Annotated in this window: 20 protein-coding genes; 5 read left to right on the top strand and 15 right to left on the bottom strand. The window is 66.0% G+C overall.

The genetic code is table 11. From position 1 onward, the window contains the following. Positions 1 to 25 precede the first annotated feature (25 nt). The 8 genes from AC1PLS_RS14430 to AC1PLS_RS14395 form a co-directional block, all read right to left on the bottom strand. Complete coding sequence (locus AC1PLS_RS14430) at positions 26 to 2344, bottom strand: TonB-dependent receptor (protein ID WP_065032568.1); 2319 nt, start codon at positions 2342 to 2344, stop codon at positions 26 to 28. A gap of 569 nt (positions 2345 to 2913) precedes the next feature. Continuing rightward, entirely contained in the window at positions 2914 to 3243 is a 330-nt protein-coding gene (locus AC1PLS_RS14425; protein ID WP_481103803.1) for a non-heme iron oxygenase ferredoxin subunit, read from the bottom strand. Next, on the bottom strand, positions 3240 to 3779 hold the full coding sequence (locus AC1PLS_RS14420; protein WP_184378852.1) for a GNAT family N-acetyltransferase: 540 nt from the start codon (positions 3777 to 3779) through the stop codon (positions 3240 to 3242). Before AC1PLS_RS14420 ends, AC1PLS_RS14425 begins: the two co-directional genes overlap by 4 nt. Positions 3780 to 3985: 206 nt before the next feature. Next, positions 3986 to 5230, bottom strand: a complete 1245-nt coding sequence (locus AC1PLS_RS14415) for a cysteine desulfurase (protein WP_024938768.1) — start codon at positions 5228 to 5230, stop codon at positions 3986 to 3988. Then, positions 5227 to 6489 (bottom strand): Fe-S cluster assembly protein SufD, encoded by a 1263-nt coding sequence (gene sufD / locus AC1PLS_RS14410; protein WP_184378850.1) that lies wholly within the window; start codon positions 6487 to 6489, stop codon positions 5227 to 5229. Before sufD ends, AC1PLS_RS14415 begins: the two co-directional genes overlap by 4 nt. Continuing rightward, the gene (sufC, locus tag AC1PLS_RS14405) at positions 6489 to 7253 is read right to left on the bottom strand and encodes a Fe-S cluster assembly ATPase SufC (RefSeq protein ID WP_039519836.1); all 765 of its coding nucleotides are present in this window, start codon (positions 7251 to 7253) and stop codon (positions 6489 to 6491) included. The genes sufD and sufC overlap by 1 nt, the downstream gene beginning before the upstream one ends. A 109-nt stretch (positions 7254 to 7362) precedes the next feature. Further along, entirely contained in the window at positions 7363 to 8820 is a 1458-nt protein-coding gene (gene sufB / locus AC1PLS_RS14400; RefSeq protein ID WP_016902344.1) for a Fe-S cluster assembly protein SufB, read from the bottom strand. A gap of 16 nt (positions 8821 to 8836) precedes the next feature. Further along, the gene (locus AC1PLS_RS14395) at positions 8837 to 9295 is read right to left on the bottom strand and encodes an SUF system Fe-S cluster assembly regulator (RefSeq protein ID WP_016902345.1); all 459 of its coding nucleotides are present in this window, start codon (positions 9293 to 9295) and stop codon (positions 8837 to 8839) included. Positions 9296 to 9468: 173 nt separating this feature from the next. Here AC1PLS_RS14395 and AC1PLS_RS14390 point away from each other — a divergent pair, with 173 nt between their 5' ends. Further along, a complete protein-coding gene (locus AC1PLS_RS14390) occupies positions 9469 to 9936 on the top strand; it encodes an SET domain-containing protein (RefSeq protein ID WP_016902346.1) in 468 nt (155 codons plus the stop codon). A gap of 105 nt (positions 9937 to 10041) precedes the next feature. Continuing rightward, positions 10042 to 10584, top strand: a complete 543-nt coding sequence (locus tag AC1PLS_RS14385) for a type 1 glutamine amidotransferase domain-containing protein (RefSeq protein ID WP_102256407.1) — start codon at positions 10042 to 10044, stop codon at positions 10582 to 10584. Positions 10585 to 10728: 144 nt separating this feature from the next. Here AC1PLS_RS14385 and AC1PLS_RS14380 read toward each other — a convergent pair whose 3' ends face one another. The 7 genes from AC1PLS_RS14380 to AC1PLS_RS14350 form a co-directional block, all read right to left on the bottom strand. Further along, a complete protein-coding gene (locus AC1PLS_RS14380) occupies positions 10729 to 11325 on the bottom strand; it encodes a YceB family lipoprotein (protein WP_184378848.1) in 597 nt (198 codons plus the stop codon). 55 nt (positions 11326 to 11380) lie between these two features. Next, complete coding sequence (locus AC1PLS_RS14375; protein WP_425599201.1) at positions 11381 to 11905, bottom strand: hypothetical protein; 525 nt, start codon at positions 11903 to 11905, stop codon at positions 11381 to 11383. A gap of 75 nt (positions 11906 to 11980) precedes the next feature. Beyond that, positions 11981 to 12289 carry a DUF3861 family protein gene (locus AC1PLS_RS14370; protein ID WP_024940752.1) on the bottom strand — a complete coding sequence of 103 codons (309 nt, stop codon included), beginning with the start codon at positions 12287 to 12289 and terminating at the stop codon, positions 11981 to 11983. 92 nt (positions 12290 to 12381) lie between these two features. Continuing rightward, positions 12382 to 13002, bottom strand: a complete 621-nt coding sequence (locus tag AC1PLS_RS14365; protein WP_184378846.1) for a M23 family metallopeptidase — start codon at positions 13000 to 13002, stop codon at positions 12382 to 12384. 135 nt (positions 13003 to 13137) lie between these two features. Continuing rightward, complete coding sequence (locus AC1PLS_RS14360; RefSeq protein ID WP_026064288.1) at positions 13138 to 13563, bottom strand: HU family DNA-binding protein; 426 nt, start codon at positions 13561 to 13563, stop codon at positions 13138 to 13140. A gap of 575 nt (positions 13564 to 14138) precedes the next feature. After that, on the bottom strand, positions 14139 to 14984 hold the full coding sequence (proC, locus tag AC1PLS_RS14355) for a pyrroline-5-carboxylate reductase (RefSeq protein ID WP_184433981.1): 846 nt from the start codon (positions 14982 to 14984) through the stop codon (positions 14139 to 14141). Positions 14985 to 15045: 61 nt separating this feature from the next. After that, complete coding sequence (locus tag AC1PLS_RS14350; RefSeq protein WP_184433983.1) at positions 15046 to 15738, bottom strand: YggS family pyridoxal phosphate-dependent enzyme; 693 nt, start codon at positions 15736 to 15738, stop codon at positions 15046 to 15048. Between the two features lie 322 nt (positions 15739 to 16060). On the opposite strand from AC1PLS_RS14350, the gene AC1PLS_RS14345 reads away from it, so the two are divergent. From AC1PLS_RS14345 to AC1PLS_RS14335, 3 genes are all read left to right on the top strand, one after another. Beyond that, positions 16061 to 17098, top strand: a complete 1038-nt coding sequence (locus AC1PLS_RS14345; protein ID WP_003489919.1) for a type IV pilus twitching motility protein PilT — start codon at positions 16061 to 16063, stop codon at positions 17096 to 17098. A gap of 112 nt (positions 17099 to 17210) precedes the next feature. Beyond that, positions 17211 to 18341: a PilT/PilU family type 4a pilus ATPase gene (locus tag AC1PLS_RS14340; RefSeq protein WP_016902355.1), complete on the top strand. Its 1131-nt coding sequence runs from the start codon at positions 17211 to 17213 to the stop codon at positions 18339 to 18341. Between the two features lie 285 nt (positions 18342 to 18626). Next, entirely contained in the window at positions 18627 to 19301 is a 675-nt protein-coding gene (locus AC1PLS_RS14335; RefSeq protein WP_024940756.1) for a YitT family protein, read from the top strand. The last annotated feature ends 59 nt before the right edge of the window (positions 19302 to 19360 follow it).

Raw genomic sequence — 19360 nt, 5'->3', positions numbered from 1 at the left:
GTCGTGCGGGCGGCGTGTCAGTGGGTCAGAAACTGAAGGTGGCGCTCAACACCGCCGAGCGGCCTTCGCCCGGAAGTGCCCAGCCACTGCCGGCGGTGACGGTGCCGGCCGCATTGACGGTGAGGTTGTTGCGCACGCTGGTGTAGTACTCCTCGTCGAACAGGTTGTTGACGTTCAACTGCAGGCTGAGCCAGTCGTTGACGCGCAGGCCGACCATCGCGCGGTGCACCCAGTAGTCGTCGGTCTTGCGATAGGCCGCGGCCGAGGCGTTGTTGGGATAGAAACCGCCCTGGTAGGTGACGCCGTAGCCGAAGGTCCACTGGTTGAGCGTATAGGTGGTCCAGATGTTGCCGGCATTGCGCGGGGTCTGCACCAGGTCGCGTCCGGCCACCGGGTCGCCGGTGAGGCTCTCGGTGCGGTTGGACACGCTCTGCAGCACTTCGCTGTCCAGGAAGGTGTAGTTGGCGAAGATCGACCAGCGGTCGGTCAGGTAACCGGCGGCGCCGAGCGCGATGCCGTCCACCCGTGCCTTGCCATCCAGCACCTGCTCGGGGATCAGCGGATCGCCGCTGTTGACCTTGTAGTTTTCGCGCTCGTTGCGGAACAGCGCAGCGGTCAGTGCCAGACGCTGGTCCAGCACGTCCCACTTGCCGCCCAGTTCGATGTTGACCGCCGTTTCCGGCTCGACATTGCAGTTGGCACCGGCGGTGGCCGTGGCGATCGGCGTGCACGAGCCGTTGACCGAGGCCTTGGACGGCGTCTTGCTGTTGGCGTAGGACAGATACAGGCTGGCATTCTCGGCCGGCTTGAACACCAGACCGGCGCGATACGAGAACAGGTCCTCTTCGCTGCCGGCCGGGAAGCCCGCGCTCACACCGGTGACGTTGCCGGCGGCGTTGACGGTGTAGGTGGTGCTGTCGCCTTCGTTGTGCTCGTAGCGGCCGCCGAGGTTGAGCATCCACTGTTCGTTGAACTGCAGCGTGTCGAACAGGTACACCGCCTGATTGGTCAGGCTGCCCTTGCTGCGCCCGGTGCGGAAGTAATTCTGCGGGCCGGTCCAGATGTTGTACGGATTGTCGAAGGACTGCACCGGGTAGGTGATGCCGGTGGTGGAGCCATCGGCATTGCGGAAGGTGGTGCCGCTATTGAGTTCGAAATCTTCCTTGCTGAAGGCCACGCCTGCGACCACACGGTGCTCGATGGCGCCGGTATGCAAGGTGGCGGTCAGGTCGGTCTGGCTGTGCGCGATGAAGTTTTCCGTCTCGCGGACCAGGCCGCGCGGGCCGCTGTTGGGGTTCCAGCTGGCCGCCGGTTGGCCGACGCAGGCGCGGCCGGTGTACGGGTCGGTGCCGTTGGGCAGGCACCAGGTGCCCTGCGGTGCGGTGGCATTGGTGGTCTGGTCGACGCGCTGCACGCGCGCCAGGCTGCGCAGTTTGACGTTGTCGTCGAAATCCATTTCCAGCACGCCGGTCAGCATGTCCACGTCGATTTCCTGACGCGAGGTATTGCGGTAACCGAAGAAGGTCTCCGGGTCCACGCCCGGCAGCGGGCCGTCGTTGAACGGGCTGAGTGCGAACGGCACGCCGTACTGCGGCAGGTTGTTGTCGTGCTGGTGCAGGTAGCTCAGGGTGAAGCGGGTATCCGAGCCCAGGCCGAACGCCACCGACGGCGCAAAGCCCCAGCGATGACGGAACTCCTCGTCGCGCCCCGGCACGTCCTGGGTGTGACCCATCGCGTTCAGGCGCACGGCGGTGCCGTTTTCGAAGTCGTAATTGCTGTCGGCAGTCAGCCGGCCATAGCGGTCGCTGCCGCCACCGACCACGACGTGGGTGAAGTCGCCCTGGCCGGCGGTCTTGGTGACCAGATTGATGTTGCCGCCGACCGAGCCGGCGCCTGACATGGCCGAGTTGGCGCCGTTGATCAGCTCCACCGCTTCCAGGTTGAAGGTGTCGCTGCGGCTGTACTGCGCGCTGTCGCGCACGCCATCGGTGGTGATGTCGCTGCTGGCGGTGAAGCCGCGCAGGTTGATGCTGTCGCCATAGCCACCGCCGCCTTCGCCGGCGCCGAAGGTGATGCCGGGCAGGGTGCTCAGCACATCGCGCAGCGACAGCAGGTTCTGCTGGTCCATGGTCTGCTTGGTGACCACGGTGATCGTCTGCGGCGTGTCGCGCAGCACCTCGGTGTACTTGGGCGAGGACGGCTTCTGCGCGCGTTCCTGCTGCACCCGGATGGCGTCCAGATCGACCGCGCCCGGAGGCGCCGGCGCATCGCCAGGCTGGGCGAGGGCAGGAGCGGACAGCGTCAGCAACACGGCCGAAGTGAGCGGGGAAATCCTGGGAGTCATGAGGCGTCTCGAAGAAGAAAGAGAGGCTCCGGCCTGGCGATGGCTCGGCGGATGCGGGATGGGAAGCGGATCGGGGAACGCGTGCCCGCTAGCCGGAGGCGGCCAGTCGGCCGGACCAGTCCCCGGACACGCACAGGCGCTGCGCAGCAAGGCGCATGCGGGGCAGGATCGGGAAAAAAGTGTCGAGCAGAGCTGGGCGCATGGGGATCGCAGGGCAGGCCAGTTGTTAAGAAGGCCTGAAGGGCTGCGATCTTAAATGCAAATCATTCTTCTTTGCAATCTTTGTCGGCTGGCGCCATGCGCCGGGCAATCGCGCCGCCTGAGGTGTCAGGCCAGTGCGGCGATCGATGCGGGCTTGCATGGGGAACCGCGCGGGTTTGCGCCTGCTGGCGGGCCGAGGTGTCGCTTGCACGACTGGTCGAGCTCGCTGGCGTGGCAGCGCGTCCTTTTCCTGCGGGGCGCGGATCTGCGAACGCCCGGGCACGCGCCGGACGGGGCCGAGACTGCGGATCAGCGTCCTGAGCGGTCTGCGCTCATGGCGACCGGGTCACCCACGGGTCCGACCGGTGTCAGCGGTCGTCGCGGGTCCAGATGCCGCCGTGTTCGCGCTTGACCGGGAACTTGGGCACCGCGGTGTAGGCCGGTGCGCACAGCGGGCGGCCGTCGCGGATGTCGAAGCGGGCGCTGTGCAGCAGGCACTCGATGCTGCCTTCTGCCGGGTCGAACATACCCGGCGACAATTCGTAGTCCTCGTGGCTGCAGCGGTCTTCCAGCGCGTACAGCTCGCCGTCGAGGTTGAAGATGACGATCGGGGTGTCGGTCACCTCATCCCAGACGGTCTGCAGTTCGCCAGGCAGCAGCGCCTCGCTGGCGCAGACGAAGGTCCAGGTGTCGCTCATGGCGCTGCGCCGCCAAGCGGTTTTTCCAGCACCTCGAAGCGCAGGTCCTGGCGCAGCGGCACGCCGAAACGCGCGTCGCCATACGGGAACGGTTTGAAGACGCCGGTGCGGCGGTAACCGCGTCGCTCGTAGAACGCGATCAGCTCATCTCGGATGTCGATCACCGTCATGCGCATCACCGGCAGCTGCCACTCGGTGTAGGCGATACGCTCGGCCTCGGCCAGCAGCGTCTTGCCCAGCCCGCTGCCCTGCAGCGAGGGATCCACCGCAAACATGCCGAAGTAGCCGGCACCGTGGTCGTCGGCGATATGCGCGCAGGCCAGCAGGCGCCCGTCCAGTTCGACCAGCAGCACCAGGCTGCGGTCGCGCAACAGGTCCTCGCGCAGCACCGCAGGATCGATCCGCGCGCCGTCGAGAAAATCGGCCTCGGTGGTCCAGCCAACGCGGCTGACATCGCCGCGATAGGCCGAGGTCACCAGCGACACAAGGGCGTCGATGTCGTCGACGGTGGCGGTACGGAAGGTGGTGGTCTGCATGGGGAGCAGTTTAGCGGGAGTCGGGATTGGGGATTCGTAAAAGCGCGAGAACGCTGTTTCTTGCACCGTGTCGGATGTCCGGATTGGGGCGTTGCGCTGTGTCTTGCCATGGGCACGTGCGCCAACGCACGGAGGTCTGGCGCACGCGCTGCAAGGCGGCGAAGGGGTCTTCCGAATCCCCAATGCCGAATCCCCAATCCCCGCCGTCAACCCAGCAGGCGACGCACCTTCACCAACGCAGCAACGAAGCGCTCGATCTCGTCATGCGTGTTGTAGAACGCCAGCGAGGCACGGCAGGTGGCGGCGACGCCGTAGTACTGCAGCAGCGGGTGCGCGCAGTGCTGGCCCGAGCGGACCGCGACGCCTTCCAGGTCGAGCAGGGTGGCCAGGTCGTGGGCATGCGCGCCTTCGATCAGGAACGACACCACCGCGGCCTTGTCCGGCGTGGTGCCGAAGATGCGCAGGCCGTCGATGCGCTGCAGTTCTTCGGTGAAATGCGCCAGCAGCTCGGCTTCGCGCGCTTCCACGTGCGCCAGCCCGACCGACTCCAGGTAATCGACTGCCGCGCCCAGGCCGATGAAACCGGCGATGTTGGGCGTGCCGGCTTCGAACTTGTGCGGGGCATCGTTGAACACCGTGCCCTCGAAACTGACTTCCTTGATCATCTCGCCGCCGCCCAGGAACGGCGGCATCGCCTGCAGGTGTTCGCGCCGTGCCCACAGCGCGCCGGTGCCAGTGGGCCCGCACATCTTGTGGCCGGTGATGGCGTAGAAATCGCAGCCGATGCCGGCCACGTCGATACGCCGATGCGGCGCCGCCTGCGAGCCGTCCACCACGGTGACGATGCCACGCTTGCGTGCCTCGCGGCAGATCTCGCGCACCGGATTGACCGTGCCCAGCACATTGGACACATGCGTGATCGCCAGCAGCTTGACCTCCGGCGTCATCGCCTTGCGCAAGGCGTCCAGATCCAGCGCGCCGTCCGGGGTGATCTCGGCCACGCGGATGGTCGCGCCGGTGCGTTGTGCTACCAACTGCCACGGCACGATGTTGGCGTGGTGCTCCATGCGCGAGATCAGGATCACATCGCCAGCGCCCAGGCGCGGCAGCGCCCAGGAATAGGCCACCAAATTGATTGCAAAGGTCGTGCCGCTGCACAGCACCAGTTCGTCGGCACGCACGTTGAGAAAGCGGGCGAGCTTGCTGCGCGCGCCTTCGAAGGCGTCGGTGGCCTCGGTGCCCAGCGCATGCACCGCGCGGCTCACATTGGCGTTCTGACGGCGATAGAACTCGTCGGTTGCGGCGATGACCTGCAGCGGCTTCTGCCCGGTGTTGGCGTTGTCGAAATAGATCAGCGGCTTGCCATGCACCTGCCGCATCAGCAGCGGGAAATCCGAGCGCACGCGCTCCCAGTCCGGCGCGGCCAGTTGCGTGGCGGCGGGCGCGTTCATGCCACGCCTGCCGAGGCCAGTGCGCGGTCCAGCTGCAGCGCCAGCACCGCAGTCAGCGCGGCGGGGAGCACGCGCAGCGGCTCGTGGCAGAACGCCGCGCTCAACAGGCGCTGCGCCTCGGCCTGCGGCAGGCCGCGCGAGCGCAGATAGAACAAGGCATTGTCGTCGAGCTGGCCGACGGTGGCGCCATGCGCGGCCTGCACTTCCTCGGCATCGATCACCAGCACCGGCTGGGTGTCGATCTCGGCATTGGCCGACAGCAGCAGATTCTTGTTCGACAGCCGCGCGTCGGTGCCATCGGCGCCCGGGCGGATGTTGATGCCGCCGTGGAAGACCACCCGGCTGCGATCGGCACCCACGCCGCGCCAGACCAGCTCGCAGGTGGTGTCGCGTGCGATGTGCGCGATGCCCAGACGTGTATCGACATGGCGGCGGCCGTTGCCGAGCAGCACGCCATTGGCGGTGAGCTGGGCGTTGTTGCCTTCCAGGCGCACGTTGAGCTCGTGGCGCGACAGGTTGGCACCCAGTTCCAGGTCCACGCGCTGGTAGCGCGCATTGCGCGCCAGCACCGCATCGGTGCGTAGCAGCGACGTTGCGTGCGCGCTGTCAGCCTGCACGCGCGCATGCGACAGCACCGCATCCTGGGCCAGATGCACATGCATCAGGCTGTTGTGCAGATGCGCGGCATCGCCGACATGCAGGTGGTGCTCGACCACGTTCAGTGCCGCGCCGGCACGCAGTTCGATCAGGTGACGGTGGTGCCAGGACAGGTCGTGCTCGCCGGCCACGCCGATGAAGACCAGATGCAGCGGCGCCTCGATCTGCGCGCCGTCCTGCACGCGCACCAGCACGCCTTCGTCGGCAAGTGCGGCGTTGAGGCGCGCAAAGATTTCATCGCTGCCGTCGAAACGGCGGCCGAGCAACTGCTGCGCCTCGTCGCCGGCTGCCAGCGACGCTGACAAGGTGTCCAGCCGCACGCCGTCCGGCAGTGTCGACAGGTCGCTCAATGCGTCGGACGGGCGGCCGTTGACGAACACCAGCCGCGGGGACGGGATCTCGTCCAGCAGCGCGGCATCGATCAGCGTCGGCACCAGCGGCGCGGGCTGGAAGCTGCGCCGCTCCAGCTGCCGCAGCGAGGTGTACTTCCAGGCTTCGGCGCGCGGGCCGGGCAGGCCGGCCTGCAGCGCGGCATCGAGTTCGACCCGGCGCGCATCGTTACCGCTGAAGCCGCGGGCGAGGGATTCCAGCAGGGCGCTCATCAGGCAGCCGCCTCGGGCACCACGCGGTCCTTCAGGAAGTGGTAGCCGTGCTTTTCCAGCTCCAGCGCCAGTTCCGGGCCGCCGCTCTGCACGATGCGGCCTTCGGCCAGCACATGCACCACGTCCGGGGTGATGTAGTCGAGCAGGCGCTGATAGTGGGTGATCACCAGGAACGAACGCTCCGGCGAGCGCAGCGCGTTGACGCCGTCGGCCACGCTCTTGAGCGCATCGATGTCCAGTCCCGAATCAGTCTCGTCCAGGATGGCGAGCTTGGGCTCGAGCACGGCCAGCTGGAAGATCTCGTTGCGCTTCTTTTCGCCACCGGAGAAGCCTTCGTTGACGCCGCGATGCAGCAGCTCGTCCTTCAGATGCAGCACGGCCAGCTTCTGCCGCACCAGCTTGAGGAACTGCATCGAGTCCAGCTCGTCTTCGCCACGCGCCTTGCGCTGCGCATTGAGTGCGGCACGCAGGAAGTAGGTGTTGTTGACGCCGGGAATTTCTACCGGGTACTGGAAGGCCAGGAACAGGCCGGCGGCCGCGCGTTCTTCCGGCGGCAGCTCGAGCAGGTCCTTGCCTTCGAACTGCACGGTGCCGGCGCTGACCTCATAGCCGTCGCGCCCGGCCAGCACGTTGCCCAGCGTGGATTTGCCCGCGCCGTTGGGGCCCATGATGGCGTGCACCTGGCCCGGCTGGATGTCCAGCGACAGGCCCTTGAGGATGTCTTTGCCGGCAATGCTGGCGTGGAGGTTGTTGATCGTAAGCATGGGATTGGTTATTCGAAATTTGGGATTGGTAACAGCAGAAGAGCCGGGATGGCAGGGAGCGGGACGTTGCGAATCTCCAATCTCCAATGCCGAATCCCTGCCGGCAGCGTCAGCCGACGCTGCCTTCCAGCGAGACTTCCAGCAGCTTCTTGGCTTCCACCGCGAACTCCATCGGCAGCTCGCGGAATACCTGCTTGCAGAAGCCGTCGACGATCAGCGACACCGCGTCTTCCTGGCTGATGCCGCGCGCGCGGCAATAGAACAGCTGGTCGTCGCTGATCTTGGAGGTGGTGGCCTCGTGCTCGACGGTGGCGCCGGGATTCTTCACCTCGATATAGGGGAAGGTGTGCGCGCCGCACTGCTTGCCGATCAACAACGAATCGCACTGGGTGTAGTTGCGCGCGCCGTCGGCATTGCGGTCCACCTTGACCAGACCGCGATAGGTGTTCTGCCCGCGGCCTGCACTGATGCCCTTGCTGACAATCTTGCTCTTGGTGCGCTTGCCGATGTGGATCATCTTGGTGCCGGTGTCGGCCTGCTGACGGTGATGGGTCAGCGCCACCGAGTGGAACTCGCCGACCGAGTCGTCGCCGAGCAGCACGCAGGACGGATACTTCCAGGTGATCGCCGAGCCGGTTTCGACCTGGGTCCAGGTGACCTTGCTGCGCGCGCCACGGCATTCGGCACGCTTGGTGACGAAGTTGTAGATGCCGCCGCGGCCTTCCTCGTCGCCCGGGTACCAGTTTTGCACGGTCGAATACTTGATCTCGGCATCTTCCAGCGCCACCAGCTCGACCACCGCCGCGTGCAGCTGGTTTTCATCGCGCATCGGTGCGGTGCAGCCTTCCAGATACGACACGTAGGCCTTGTCCTCGCACACGATCAGGGTGCGCTCGAACTGCCCGGTATGGCCGGCATTGATGCGGAAGTAGGTGCTCAGTTCCATCGGGCAACGCACGCCCGCAGGAATGAACACGAAGCTGCCGTCGGAGAACACCGCCGAGTTGAGCGCGGCGAAATAGTTGTCGCCGACCGGCACCACACTGCCCAGATACTGTTTGACGATCTCCGGATGTTCCTTGATCGCCTCGGACATCGAGCAGAAGATCACGCCCTTTTCGGCCAGTTCCTTGCGGAAGGTGGTGCCGACCGAGACCGAGTCGAACACCGCATCCACCGCCACGCCGGCCAGCCGGGCGCGCTCGTGCAACGGCACGCCGAGCTTGTCGTAGGTGTCGAGCAGTTCCTTGGGCACATCGTCCAGCGAGGCGTACTTCGGGCCCTTGGGCGCGGAGTAATAGCTCAGCGCCTGGAAGTCGATCGGCGAGACCTTCAGCTTCGCCCATTCCGGCATCGGCATCTTCAGCCAGTGGCGATACGCCTCAAGACGCCAATCGGTCATCCATTGCGGCTCGTCCTTCTTGGCCGACAAGGCACGGATGACATCCTCGTCCAGGCCGGGCGGGAGCGAGTCCGATTCGATCTCGGTGATGAAGCCGGCGTCATAGCGTCGGCCCAGCCGTTCGATAATTTCGGCATTCTGCGGGGGTGCAAGTTCGGTGGCCATCGGGCTGCCTACAGGGTCAGGTGGTCGCGACGCGTGCGGCGATGGAACGCCGACGGCTGTCGCCAGGGAGAGAGAGGGGCTGCAACATCTGTGCGAGCGTGACGCGACGCAATGCATCGCCGACCACGTCGTTGATCAGGCGCCAGTTGGAACGCACCCCGCATGTCTGCGCGATGCCGCACTGGCTGTGGTCCTGGCTGCATTCGGTGATCGCCAGCGGGCCTTCCATCGCCTCGACGATTTCGACCAGCGTGATCTCGCTGGCCGCGCGCGCCAGCCGGTAGCCGCCGTGCACGCCGCGCAGCCCTTCGACCAGGCCCGCCTGCGACAGCGGCTTGAGGATCTTGCTCACGGTCGGCGCTTCCAGGCCGGCCTGCTCGGCAAGTTCGCTGGCGCTGAGCACCTGGCCGCAGCGCGCTGCCAGGACGGTCAACACGACGGTGGCGTAATCGGTGAGTTTGGTGACGCGCAACATGGGAAGGCGATAAATCCGAAAGCGGACCGAAATTGTACGCTTTTAGCCGGGGCAGGGCCACCTGCTTGGTTCAGCCGCCGGCAAGCAGCAGCCGTTGCGGGTACTGCTGCGCTTGTGCTTGGCGCATCGTCGCGCTGCAGTCACAATGAGCGGCCCCATCACTGGACCCCTTCATGTCGCGCAAAGTTGCCGCCCGCAAGTCACGTATCCACGGCAATGGCATGTTCGCCCTCGCCGCGCTCCGCAAGGGCGAGCGCATCATCCAGTACAAGGGGCGCTTGCGCACGCACGCGGAAGTGGATGCCGATGACACCGGCGATGTGGAGAGCGGCCACACCTTCCTGTTCACGCTCAGCGACGACTACGTGCTGGATGCCAATTACGAAGGCAATGTCGCGCGCTGGATCAACCACAGCTGCAATCCCAATTGCGAGGCGGTGATCGAAGAAGCCGAGGGCGACGACCGCAGCAAGGACAAGATCTTCATCGAGGCCAAGCGCGCGATCAAGGCCGGCGAAGAGCTCACCTACAACTACGGCATCACCCTGGCCGAGCGGCACACGCCGCGTTTGAAGAAGATCTGGGCATGCCGCTGCGGGTCGAAGAACTGCACCGGCACGATGCTGCAGCCCAAGCGCTGAGCACCGGTGTCCTGGCGTCGCACTGACGCGGCGCACACATCGATTCACTCGTGCGCAACAGGCGCACGCCTAGCGTGCGGGCTTCTTTTCAGTGAGGAGTTCCGCATGTCGTATTCGCTCTCCGGCAAGGCCATCGCAGTGCTGGCCACCGATGGCTTCGAACAATCCGAACTCATTGAGCCCAAGCGCCTGCTGGAATCCTGGGGCGCCAAGGTCGATGTGATTGCGCCCGGCGACGCTGCGCAGATCCGCGCCTGGAACAAGACCGACTGGGGCGATTCGGTGCAGGTGGACCAGCGGCTGGATCAGGCCAAGGTCGACAGCTACGACGCGCTGGTGCTGCCTGGCGGGGTGCTCAACCCCGACACCTTGCGCGGTGACGCCAAGGCGATCGCATTCATCCAGGCCTTTGCCAGTGCCGACAAGCCGGTCGCCGCGATCTGCCACGGCCCGTGGCTGCTGGTGGAAAGCGATCTGGTTCGCGACCGCGACGTCACCTCGTGGTCGTCGGTCAAGACCGACCTGCGCAATGCCGGCGCACGCTGGCAGGATGCGGAGGTGGTTGTCGACGGGTCGCTGATCACCAGCCGCAAGCCCGACGATATCCCGGCCTTCACCGCTGCAGTGGCCAAGGCCCTGGTGGCCTGATCGGTCCCTTGCAACGTTGAGATGAAAACAAAGGCCCGGCGTGGTGATGCCGGGCCCTTGTCTTGATCCGAGGGCCGCTTGCGCAGATCGGCGCGACGGCATGACGGCGTGTTTCAAGCCATGCGTCGCAATTGACGCGTCAGCCTATTTCCCGGACAGTGCAGCGGCCGGCACCAGTTGCTCGATGTTCTGGTTGAAATTCACCGCGACGCGGCCGTTCTGGATGCCGACCGACTCCACCTGCACATTGCCCATCACCGCTGCGATGGCCGGATCGATGCGATAGATCGGCTCCTTGCGCGCGTAATCGGCCAGCCAGGCGTTGAGCAGCTGGCGGGTGCTGTGGTCGAGTTTTGCACCAGCGTTGGCCGGCCGGAAATCATCGATGGTGGGTTGATCGAGATAAAAGCCCTGCTTGGCCGTGTCGTAGCGCAGTGCGCTGGTCAAGGTCACATTGCCGACCGGTGCCGGCGCGCCGCCGGCAGTGGCGAGCGCCAGGTCGAAGGCCATCTTGAGCCGGTCGCCCGGCGGCAGCGACAGTGCCGGATTGCTGACCGTCATCTCGACCAGGCCGCCCAGCGCATCGTGCGTCTGCGGGAAGCGGCCACCCAGGAATTGCTGCAGGTCGCTGCCCTGTACGCTGATCTGGGGTCCCTGGATCTGCGGCGTTGCCCACGCGCTGGTCGTGGGTAGCGCCAGAGCGAGGGCAAGCATGGATCCGGCAAGCGAACGCAGTTTCATCGGGTGACTCCGGCAACAGGTGCGATCACCTTAGTCGTTGCCGGTGAACCGTGGGTTAGCGCAATACCGGGTGCAGGGTGGCCGAGTAGATCTCCCAGTCGTCGCTGCCGCTGCGCGGCTGCAGCCGGTAGGCGCCGACCAGGCGTTGGGTGCCGGTGTCGGTGCGCACGATCAGTTGCACCGGCACTTCGATCCGGCGCGGGGGCTGTTCCTGATCCAGTGCGATGGGCGCGTCGTTATTGATACGCATCGACTGGATATTCCCGATACCGCGCAGCGCCGCATCGTCCGGCACCGGCGCAGGACGACCGCCGCTCCACAGTGCATCGGCATCGCCACGTGCCGCACCTGGCAACGCGCCCAGGTATCGCTGCATGGTCGCGCTTGCTTTGGCGAAGTTGGCGCGCGCAACCGCATCGTCAGGGGTGGCATCGCTTGTGGGTCGTGCGGGCGTGTTGTCTGTGGTGGCGGTAGTCGGCGTTTGCGTCGCCGCTGCAACGTGCGAGGACGCTGCCGCGTTGCCCGTTTCTTTGTCAGCGCTGCGATGGCAACTGCAACCGGCGATTGCCGCTGCCAGCATGACGATCCCCAACCCGCGCATGGCGCATCTCCTCTCCCCGATGCGCGCAGTGTAGCGGTCGCCGCGACGCCGGTCTCAGGTGCCGGCGGCCGGTTGCACGCGTTGCAGGCGTTCCAGCAGCAACTGCAGTTTTGGCCGCAAGGCCTCCAGTGCATCGCTTGGCTGCGCGCGCGGGCGGGCGGCCAGGTCTTCCAGCAGCTGCGAGCCGACCGTGAGCGCCGCACATTCGTCGCTGCTCAGATCGCGTCGCAGGTGCAGTTCCTCGAGCAGCCGCATCCAGTCGGCCCGCGAGCGCTGTTCGAATTCGATGGTGCAGCGATCGCTGCAGGGGCGGCCATCGCTCTCGATGGGCGTGACCGTAATGCGATAGCGTTTTCGGGACATGGAGGGGGCGTCGTTCCTTGGGCTGACTCCACCATAGGCGTAGCCAGCAACGGCCTCGATAGCTCAGGCCATGACGCAGTGTTCCAGCATGCTCACTGTGCCGGCTGTGGCACGGGTTTGCGCAGCAGCGGCAGTGGATCGTACGCACCGTTGCGCCCATAGACACCATAGTGCAGATGTGGCGGCGTGCCGCGCGCGTTGCCGGTGGTGCCGACCATGCCGAGCGGTGTGCCGGGCTCGACGACATCGCCAACGGTCAGCCCGGCGGCCCAATCGTCCAGGTGCGCGTAGTAATGGCGCTCCATCGCCGGCCCGAGCACCCAGACCTGCTTGCCGCCCAGGCCTTGATCGCGGATGGCGCTGACCACCCCGCGTGTTGCGGACAGCACCGGCGTGCCGCGCGGCGCGAAGATATCCACGCCGGCATGGCGTCGGTCGCGACCGCGCGGTGCGCCGAAGGTGTCGGCGATGCGGCGCGCCTGCACGCCTTCGACCGGAACCGACAACTGCACGGGTGGCGGCATGCGCGACAGCTCCCAACTAGTCCGCAGTTGTTCGGCGACCGGCAACTGCCATGCCCAGCGCGCGGCCACGCCCAGGGCGCACAGCAGCGCAATCGACACCAGCAGCCGGCGCACCCGGCGCGCGGGGCTGCGGGTTGCCGATGACGGCGGTGTGGGTGGGCGAGGAGACGACGGATCGGTCACATGCACCTGCTGCGTTGCAAATCAGCGTGCAGGGTAGGCAAGCGGCGATGAGCGGCATGTGGGGAGTGATGCGGGCGGTCACGCGCGCGCAAAAAAAAGACGGCCCGCAGGCCGCCTTCGTGACAACGCAGGCGTGCTCGATTAGAGCGCGGCGTCCTTCAACTTCTTCAGCAGACGAGCCTTGACCTTGAAGCTGGCCGGCTTCGCTGCAAAGGTCTGCTCTTCCTTGGTGAACGGGTTGATGCCCTTGCGCTTCGGCTTGGCCGGCACATGGACGCTGGTCAGCTTCAGCATGCCCGGCAGGGTGAACGAGCCCGCGCCCTTCTTGCTCAGCGACGAATGAGCGGCCGATTCCAGCGTCGCCAGAACAGCGCGGACGTCCTTCGGAGCCAGCTGGGTGGATTCGGCAATGTGCGCGACCAGGCCGGTCTTGCTCAGCGCTTCCTTGATCGGCTTCGGCGCAGCGGACTTGGCAGCAGCGGCCTTGGCCGGCTTTGCGGTCTTGGTCGCGGCGACCTTTTTCACTGCCTTCTTGGGGGCAGCCTTCTTAGCGGCGGTTTTTGCCATGAGTTATGTGTTCCGTGATCGTTGGTGGTGTTGGGTCTGCCGACCCAGTCGGCAACGCGAAATGTAGGGCAACTGCTGCGCGCCGCCAATAGGGAAACGATGAAACGACCGAAAAAAAGCGTCTTTTGACGGGGATTCGTTCACCGGCGGCAGAAAACCTCCGCGAAAGCGCTGTCGACACGGCTGCGAGGCGCAGGGCGATGCGGTGTCTGACGCATAGCAGCAGATCGTTTGCGCGAAGCCGTGTGTGCGTTTTGCATCGAGCTCGCCGCTGAGGAGTGGCTACGGCGTGCAGCTGGCGGTGGCGTTCGCTGCCGCGATCAGCGTTGCTGCGTGGCTACGCCTTGCAGGAGACGTCTGGCGTTGCCGGCTTCGATCCGTCGACCCGCTGCGTTCGCGCTGTTGCTGCCATCTGCGCCAGTCACGTGCGCCGGGTTTTTTCCTGCACCTGGCAGGCGCCGATGCGCGACGTGTCGTGACGGTTCCACTGCACGGTCGTCGTGGCACTCCCGCGCGCGGCACGGCCGGCCGCTGCGAGACATTCCTGCTTTGGACGATGTCCCGTCACCGGTCGACTAATCATTGGCCGCCGACAGGCTACGGCCGCGCTCGGTCGCTGCGGCAATCGCCTTGGCGGTGAGCGCTTCGAACTGGCCGGCCTGAAATGTCTCGATTGCCGCCTGCGTGGTGCCGTTGGGCGAGGTCACCCGGCGGCGGAGCAGCTCCGGTGCTTCGCCCGATTCGGTCAGCATGCGCGAGGCACCGAGCAGGGTCTGCAGCACCAGCGTGCGTGCGGTGTCGGCTGGCAGGCCTTGCGCCTGCGCGGCGGCTTCCATCGCTTCGGCCAGCAGAAACACATAGGCTGGCCCGCTGCCGGAGACCGCGGTCACCGCATCCATCTGCGCCTCGTCGTCGATCCAGACGGTGACGCCGGCGCTCTCCAGCAGGCCGGTTGCCTGCGCGCGTTGCGCGTCGGAGACGCGTGGATTGGCATACAAGCCGGTGACGCCGGCACCGAGCAGGGCGGGTGTGTTGGGCATTGCGCGCACCACCGCAAGCTCGCCGCCGGACCAGCGCTCCAGCTGCGGAGCGGTGATGCCGGCGGCGATGGACAGCAGCAGCGGCTGCTGCGCCTGCGCAAGATCGGCCAGCTGCGCGCATACCGCTGGCAGCACCTGCGGCTTGACCGCCAGCACCCAGATGGCTGCGCCGTCCACGGCGCTGCGCGCCTGCTCCACCGCACGCACGCCGAAGTCGCGCGACAGCGCATCGCGCAGTTCGGCCACCGGCTCGGCGACGCGGATGCTGGCCGCGGGCACGCCTTGGCGGATCAGCCCGGCAATCAGGCTGCGCGCCATGTTGCCGCCGCCGACGAATGCGGTGATTGCAGCGGAAGGCGCGGGCGAGGAAGGCAGAGTCATTGCGACACCTTAAGTAAGAGGAAACGGCGATGCGCTACGCGAGGCCGATCGGGACGGACGGTCAGGATGCTGCAGCAGCCGACGAGCCGCGTTCGCCGAACAACGCAGTCCCGACCCGCACCATGGTCGCGCCGGCCGCGATCGCTTCGGCAAAATCCGAGCTCATGCCCATCGACAAGGTATCCACCTGCGGGTAGCGGTGCTTGAGTTCTTCGAACAGTGCCTGCATGCGGGTAAACGCTGCCATGCGGCGCGCCTGCTCGGGGAATGGCGCGGGAATCGCCATCAGGCCGCGCAGTTGCAGCCGCGGCTGCAGCGCGATGGCCGCGGCCAGGCCGTCGACCGCCTCCGGCGCGCAACCGTGCTTGCTGTCCTCGTCGTCGATGTTGACCTGGATCAGCACATTCAAGGGTGCGCGACCGGCCGGGCGGTGGTTGGCCAGCGGCGCGATCAGCTTGGCGCGGTCCACGGTCTGCACCCAGTCGAACCACTGGCTGGCCAGTTCGGCCTTGTTGGATTGCAGGTGGCCGATCAGGTGCCACTCCAGGCCGAGCGTCTGCAGTTGAGCAATCTTGCTTTGCGCTTCCTGCACGTAGTTTTCGCCGAATGCGCGCTGGCCCTGCGCCGCCAACGCGGCAACCGCATCTGCCGGCCGGGTCTTGGACACCGCCAGCAGGCGCACATCGGCGCGCGCGTGCCGAGCCGCGGCGGCGTGGATGGCATCGAGAATCTGCTGCAGCGACGAAGCCGGCACGTTGCAATCCAGTCGGGAAAGGAACGCTATAGTGCCGCCCCCGGCTGCGTCCTTCCAGCCGGCGCGTCGGATCGGGCCGGCGATGACGCTGCAGTGGCGCCAGCCCGCGCCGAGCCTGCCCACAGGCGGGGCGAGCTGGCGATCGGCGCGGCGCTGGCCCAGGCAAGGACCGTGCCCGCACCGCGTGCCCAAACCAACGCCTTCAGGCGCGCCCGACGGCGCCGGCCTGAACCGGCCGCGCGCCGCTTCCCGCCAGCAGCCAGAACGCTATACTGCCGCTCGGGGAGTACCTTCCAATCGCAGCCTAGGGGAAAAGCAGCGCATGGATATCGCTGAACTACTGGCGTTTTCCGTCAAAAACAAGGCATCGGACCTGCACCTGTCGGCCGGCTTGCCGCCGATGATCCGTGTCGATGGCGATGTCCGTCGCATCAATATTCCGGCCCTGGACCACAAGCAGGTGCACGCGCTGGTCTACGACATCATGTCGGACAAGCAGCGTCGCGATTACGAGGAATTCCTCGAGGTCGACTTCTCGTTCGAGATTCCGTCGCTGGCGCGCTTCCGCGTCAACGCGTTCAACCAGAACCGCGGCGCCGGTGCCGTGTTCCGCACCATCCCGTCCGAAGTGCTGACGCTGGAAGACCTGGGCTGCCCGCCGATCTTCCGCCAGTTGATCGACCAGCCGCAGGGTCTGATCCTGGTCACCGGCCCGACCGGTTCGGGCAAGTCGACCACGCTCGCCGGCATGATCGACTACATCAACAAGAACGAATACGGCCACATCCTCACGGTCGAGGATCCGATCGAATTCGTGCATACCTCGCAAAAGTGCCTGATCAACCAGCGCGAAGTGCACCGCGATACGCACGGCTTCAACGAGGCGCTGCGCTCGGCGCTGCGCGAAGATCCGGACATCATCCTGGTCGGCGAATTACGCGATCTGGAGACCATCCGCCTGGCGCTGACCGCCGCCGAAACCGGCCACCTGGTGTTTGGCACCCTGCACACCAGCTCGGCGGCCAAGACCATCGACCGCATCATCGACGTGTTTCCGGCCGGCGAAAAGCCGATGGTGCGCTCGATGCTGTCCGAGTCGCTGCGTGCGGTGATTTCGCAGGCGCTACTGAAGAAGGTCGGCGGCGGACGCACCGCGGCCTGGGAAATCATGGTCGGCACCCCGGCCATCCGCAACCTGATCCGCGAGGACAAGGTGGCGCAGATGTATTCCTCGATCCAGACCGGCCAGCAATACGGCATGCAGACACTGGACCAGCATCTGCAGGACCTGGTCAAGCGCAGCCTGATCACGCGCAACCAGGCACGCGAGTACGCCAAGGACAAGCGGATATTCGAGTAACCGGGATTGGGGATTCGGGATCGGGGATTCGCAACGGCGGCTCCCGGACCGGACCCCGCTCTTGCGAATCCCGAATCTCCCATCCCGAATCCCTGCTCCAGAGGAGCACGCCATGAGCACCATCGACTTCACCTCCTTCCTCAAGCTGATGGCGCACCAGAAGGCGTCGGATCTGTTCATCACCTCGGGGATGCCGCCGGCGATCAAGGTGCACGGCAAGATCAGTCCGATCACCCAGACTCCGCTGACCGCGCAACAGAGCCGCGATCTGGTGTTGAACGTGATGACGCCGTCGCAGCGCGAAGAATTCGAAAAGACCCACGAGTGCAACTTCGCCATCGGCGTGTCCGGGGTCGGGCGCTTTCGCGTGAGCTGCTTCTACCAGCGCAACCAGGTCGGCATGGTGCTGCGCCGGATCGAAACGCGTATCCCCACGGTGGAAGAGTTGAGCCTGCCGCCGGTGATCAAGACGCTGGCGATGACCAAGCGCGGCATCATCATCTTCGTCGGTGCCACCGGCACCGGCAAGTCCACCTCGCTGGCGGCGATGATCGGTTACCGCAACCAGAATTCCACCGGGCACATCATCACCATCGAAGACCCGATCGAATTCGTGCACAAGCACGAGGGCTGCATCATCACCCAGCGCGAAGTCGGCATCGATACCGACAGCTGGGAAAACGCGCTGAAAAACACCCTGCGCCAGGCGCCGGACGTGATCATGATCGGCGAGGTGCGCACCCGTGAAGGCATGGATCATGCCGTGGCTTTCGCCGAAACCGGCCATCTGGTGCTGTGCACCCTGCACGCCAACAACGCCAACCAGGCGATGGACCGCATCATCAACTTCTTCCCGGAAGACCGGCGCAACCAGTTGTTGATGGACCTGTCGCTCAATCTCAAAGGCGTGGTCGCGCAGCAGTTGATTCCGACCCCGGATGGGCGCGGCCGCCGCGTGGCCATGGAGATCATGCTGGGCACGCCGCTGGTGCAGGACTACATCCGCGACGGCGAGATCCACAAGCTCAAGGAGATCATGAAGGAGTCCACCAACCTGGGCATGCGCACCTTCGACCAGAGCCTGTTCGAGCTGTACCAGGCCGGCGAGATCAGCTACGAAGACGCGCTGCGCTACGCCGACTCGCAGAACGAGGTGCGCCTGCGCATCAAGCTGTCGCAGGGCGGCGACGCCAAGACCCTGGCGCAGGGCCTGGATGGCGTGGAGATCGCCGAGGTTCGCTGAGCGCCTGCATGAGCGCTGCACGCCGGGGCGGATGGCCAGGCGTGCATGGAAGGAAGCGGGATGGTCTGCGCTGGATCCGATCCAGCGTGCTGCTTGCAGCTGTTTCGCGCGCGATGCCGGCGGCGCGCGCCGCCATGGCCGATGAACGTGCAGCGGCGCAACGCACGCGTGGGGTGATGTTTCAGATGTAACCAGGCGGGCCGATAGTGTCTAATATCCGCACCCCACCGCAGTGCCCAGCCCGTGAGCCTTCCCGATTCCGATCTCCGTCCGGAGCAACAGCCGTTGCCCGACGACGGCACAGTGATGACTTCCGGTCCGTTGACGCCGCCACCGGATTCGGCCGGCACCCCGGCCGACGATCACGCGTTTCACCACTCGGTGGCCGAGGACGTGCAGGGCATGGTGCTGGCGACGCTGGTGGCTTCGCTGGGCCTGGCGATCTTCGCCAAGGGCGGCCTGATGATCGGCGGCATGGCCGGCGTGGCGTTCCTGCTGCATTACGCGCTGCACTGGAACTTCGGCCTGGTGTTCGTGCTGGTCAACCTGCCGTTCTATTGGCTGAGCGTGCGCCGCATGGGCTGGGAATTCACCCTGAAGACCTTTGCCGCGGTAGGCGCCTGCGGTGCGCTCACCGACCTGCTGCCGCGCTGGGCCGATTACGCGCACATCAGCACGCTGTTTTCGGCGATCGTCGGTGGCGCGCTGGCGGGCCTGGGCATCCTGTTCTTCATCCGCCATCGCGGCAGCCTGGGCGGCATCGGCATCCTGGCGGTGTACCTGCAGCGCGAGCGCGGCTGGAGTGCCGGCAAGGTGCAGATGAGTTTCGATGCGATGCTGATGCTGGTCGCCTTCAGCGTCCTCACCCCGGACAAAGTGCTGTATTCGGCGCTGGGCGCGTTGATGCTGAGCCTGGTGCTGATGTTCAATCACCGCCCGCATCGGTATATGGGCGTGTGATCCAGCGCGTTATCGGGCGCCGTTGATCTAGCTGCGGTCGGCCGCTACGCGGCACGTCG

The organism is Xanthomonas sp. NCPPB 3218 (assembly GCF_056725185.1).
This window is presented reverse-complemented; position numbering and strand designations above follow the sequence as displayed.

Coding starts and splice junctions, on each gene's coding strand:
- AC1PLS_RS14385 (WP_102256407.1), top strand. CDS start 10,042: ATGTCGTATTCGCTCTCCGGCAAGGCCATCGCAGTGCTGGCCACCGAT.
- AC1PLS_RS14415 (WP_024938768.1), bottom strand. CDS start 5,230: ATGAACGCGCCCGCCGCCACGCAACTGGCCGCGCCGGACTGGGAGCGC.
- sufC (WP_039519836.1), bottom strand. CDS start 7,253: ATGCTTACGATCAACAACCTCCACGCCAGCATTGCCGGCAAAGACATC.
- AC1PLS_RS14375 (WP_425599201.1), bottom strand. CDS start 11,905: ATGCTGGCAGCGGCAATCGCCGGTTGCAGTTGCCATCGCAGCGCTGAC.
- AC1PLS_RS14340 (WP_016902355.1), top strand. CDS start 17,211: ATGAGCACCATCGACTTCACCTCCTTCCTCAAGCTGATGGCGCACCAG.
- AC1PLS_RS14395 (WP_016902345.1), bottom strand. CDS start 9,295: ATGTTGCGCGTCACCAAACTCACCGATTACGCCACCGTCGTGTTGACC.
- AC1PLS_RS14390 (WP_016902346.1), top strand. CDS start 9,469: ATGTCGCGCAAAGTTGCCGCCCGCAAGTCACGTATCCACGGCAATGGC.
- sufB (WP_016902344.1), bottom strand. CDS start 8,820: ATGGCCACCGAACTTGCACCCCCGCAGAATGCCGAAATTATCGAACGG.
- AC1PLS_RS14425 (WP_481103803.1), bottom strand. CDS start 3,243: ATGAGCGACACCTGGACCTTCGTCTGCGCCAGCGAGGCGCTGCTGCCT.
- AC1PLS_RS14430 (WP_065032568.1), bottom strand. CDS start 2,344: ATGACTCCCAGGATTTCCCCGCTCACTTCGGCCGTGTTGCTGACGCTG.
- AC1PLS_RS14420 (WP_184378852.1), bottom strand. CDS start 3,779: ATGCAGACCACCACCTTCCGTACCGCCACCGTCGACGACATCGACGCC.
- AC1PLS_RS14380 (WP_184378848.1), bottom strand. CDS start 11,325: ATGAAACTGCGTTCGCTTGCCGGATCCATGCTTGCCCTCGCTCTGGCG.
- AC1PLS_RS14345 (WP_003489919.1), top strand. CDS start 16,061: ATGGATATCGCTGAACTACTGGCGTTTTCCGTCAAAAACAAGGCATCG.
- AC1PLS_RS14370 (WP_024940752.1), bottom strand. CDS start 12,289: ATGTCCCGAAAACGCTATCGCATTACGGTCACGCCCATCGAGAGCGAT.
- proC (WP_184433981.1), bottom strand. CDS start 14,984: ATGACTCTGCCTTCCTCGCCCGCGCCTTCCGCTGCAATCACCGCATTC.
- AC1PLS_RS14360 (WP_026064288.1), bottom strand. CDS start 13,563: ATGGCAAAAACCGCCGCTAAGAAGGCTGCCCCCAAGAAGGCAGTGAAA.
- sufD (WP_184378850.1), bottom strand. CDS start 6,489: ATGAGCGCCCTGCTGGAATCCCTCGCCCGCGGCTTCAGCGGTAACGAT.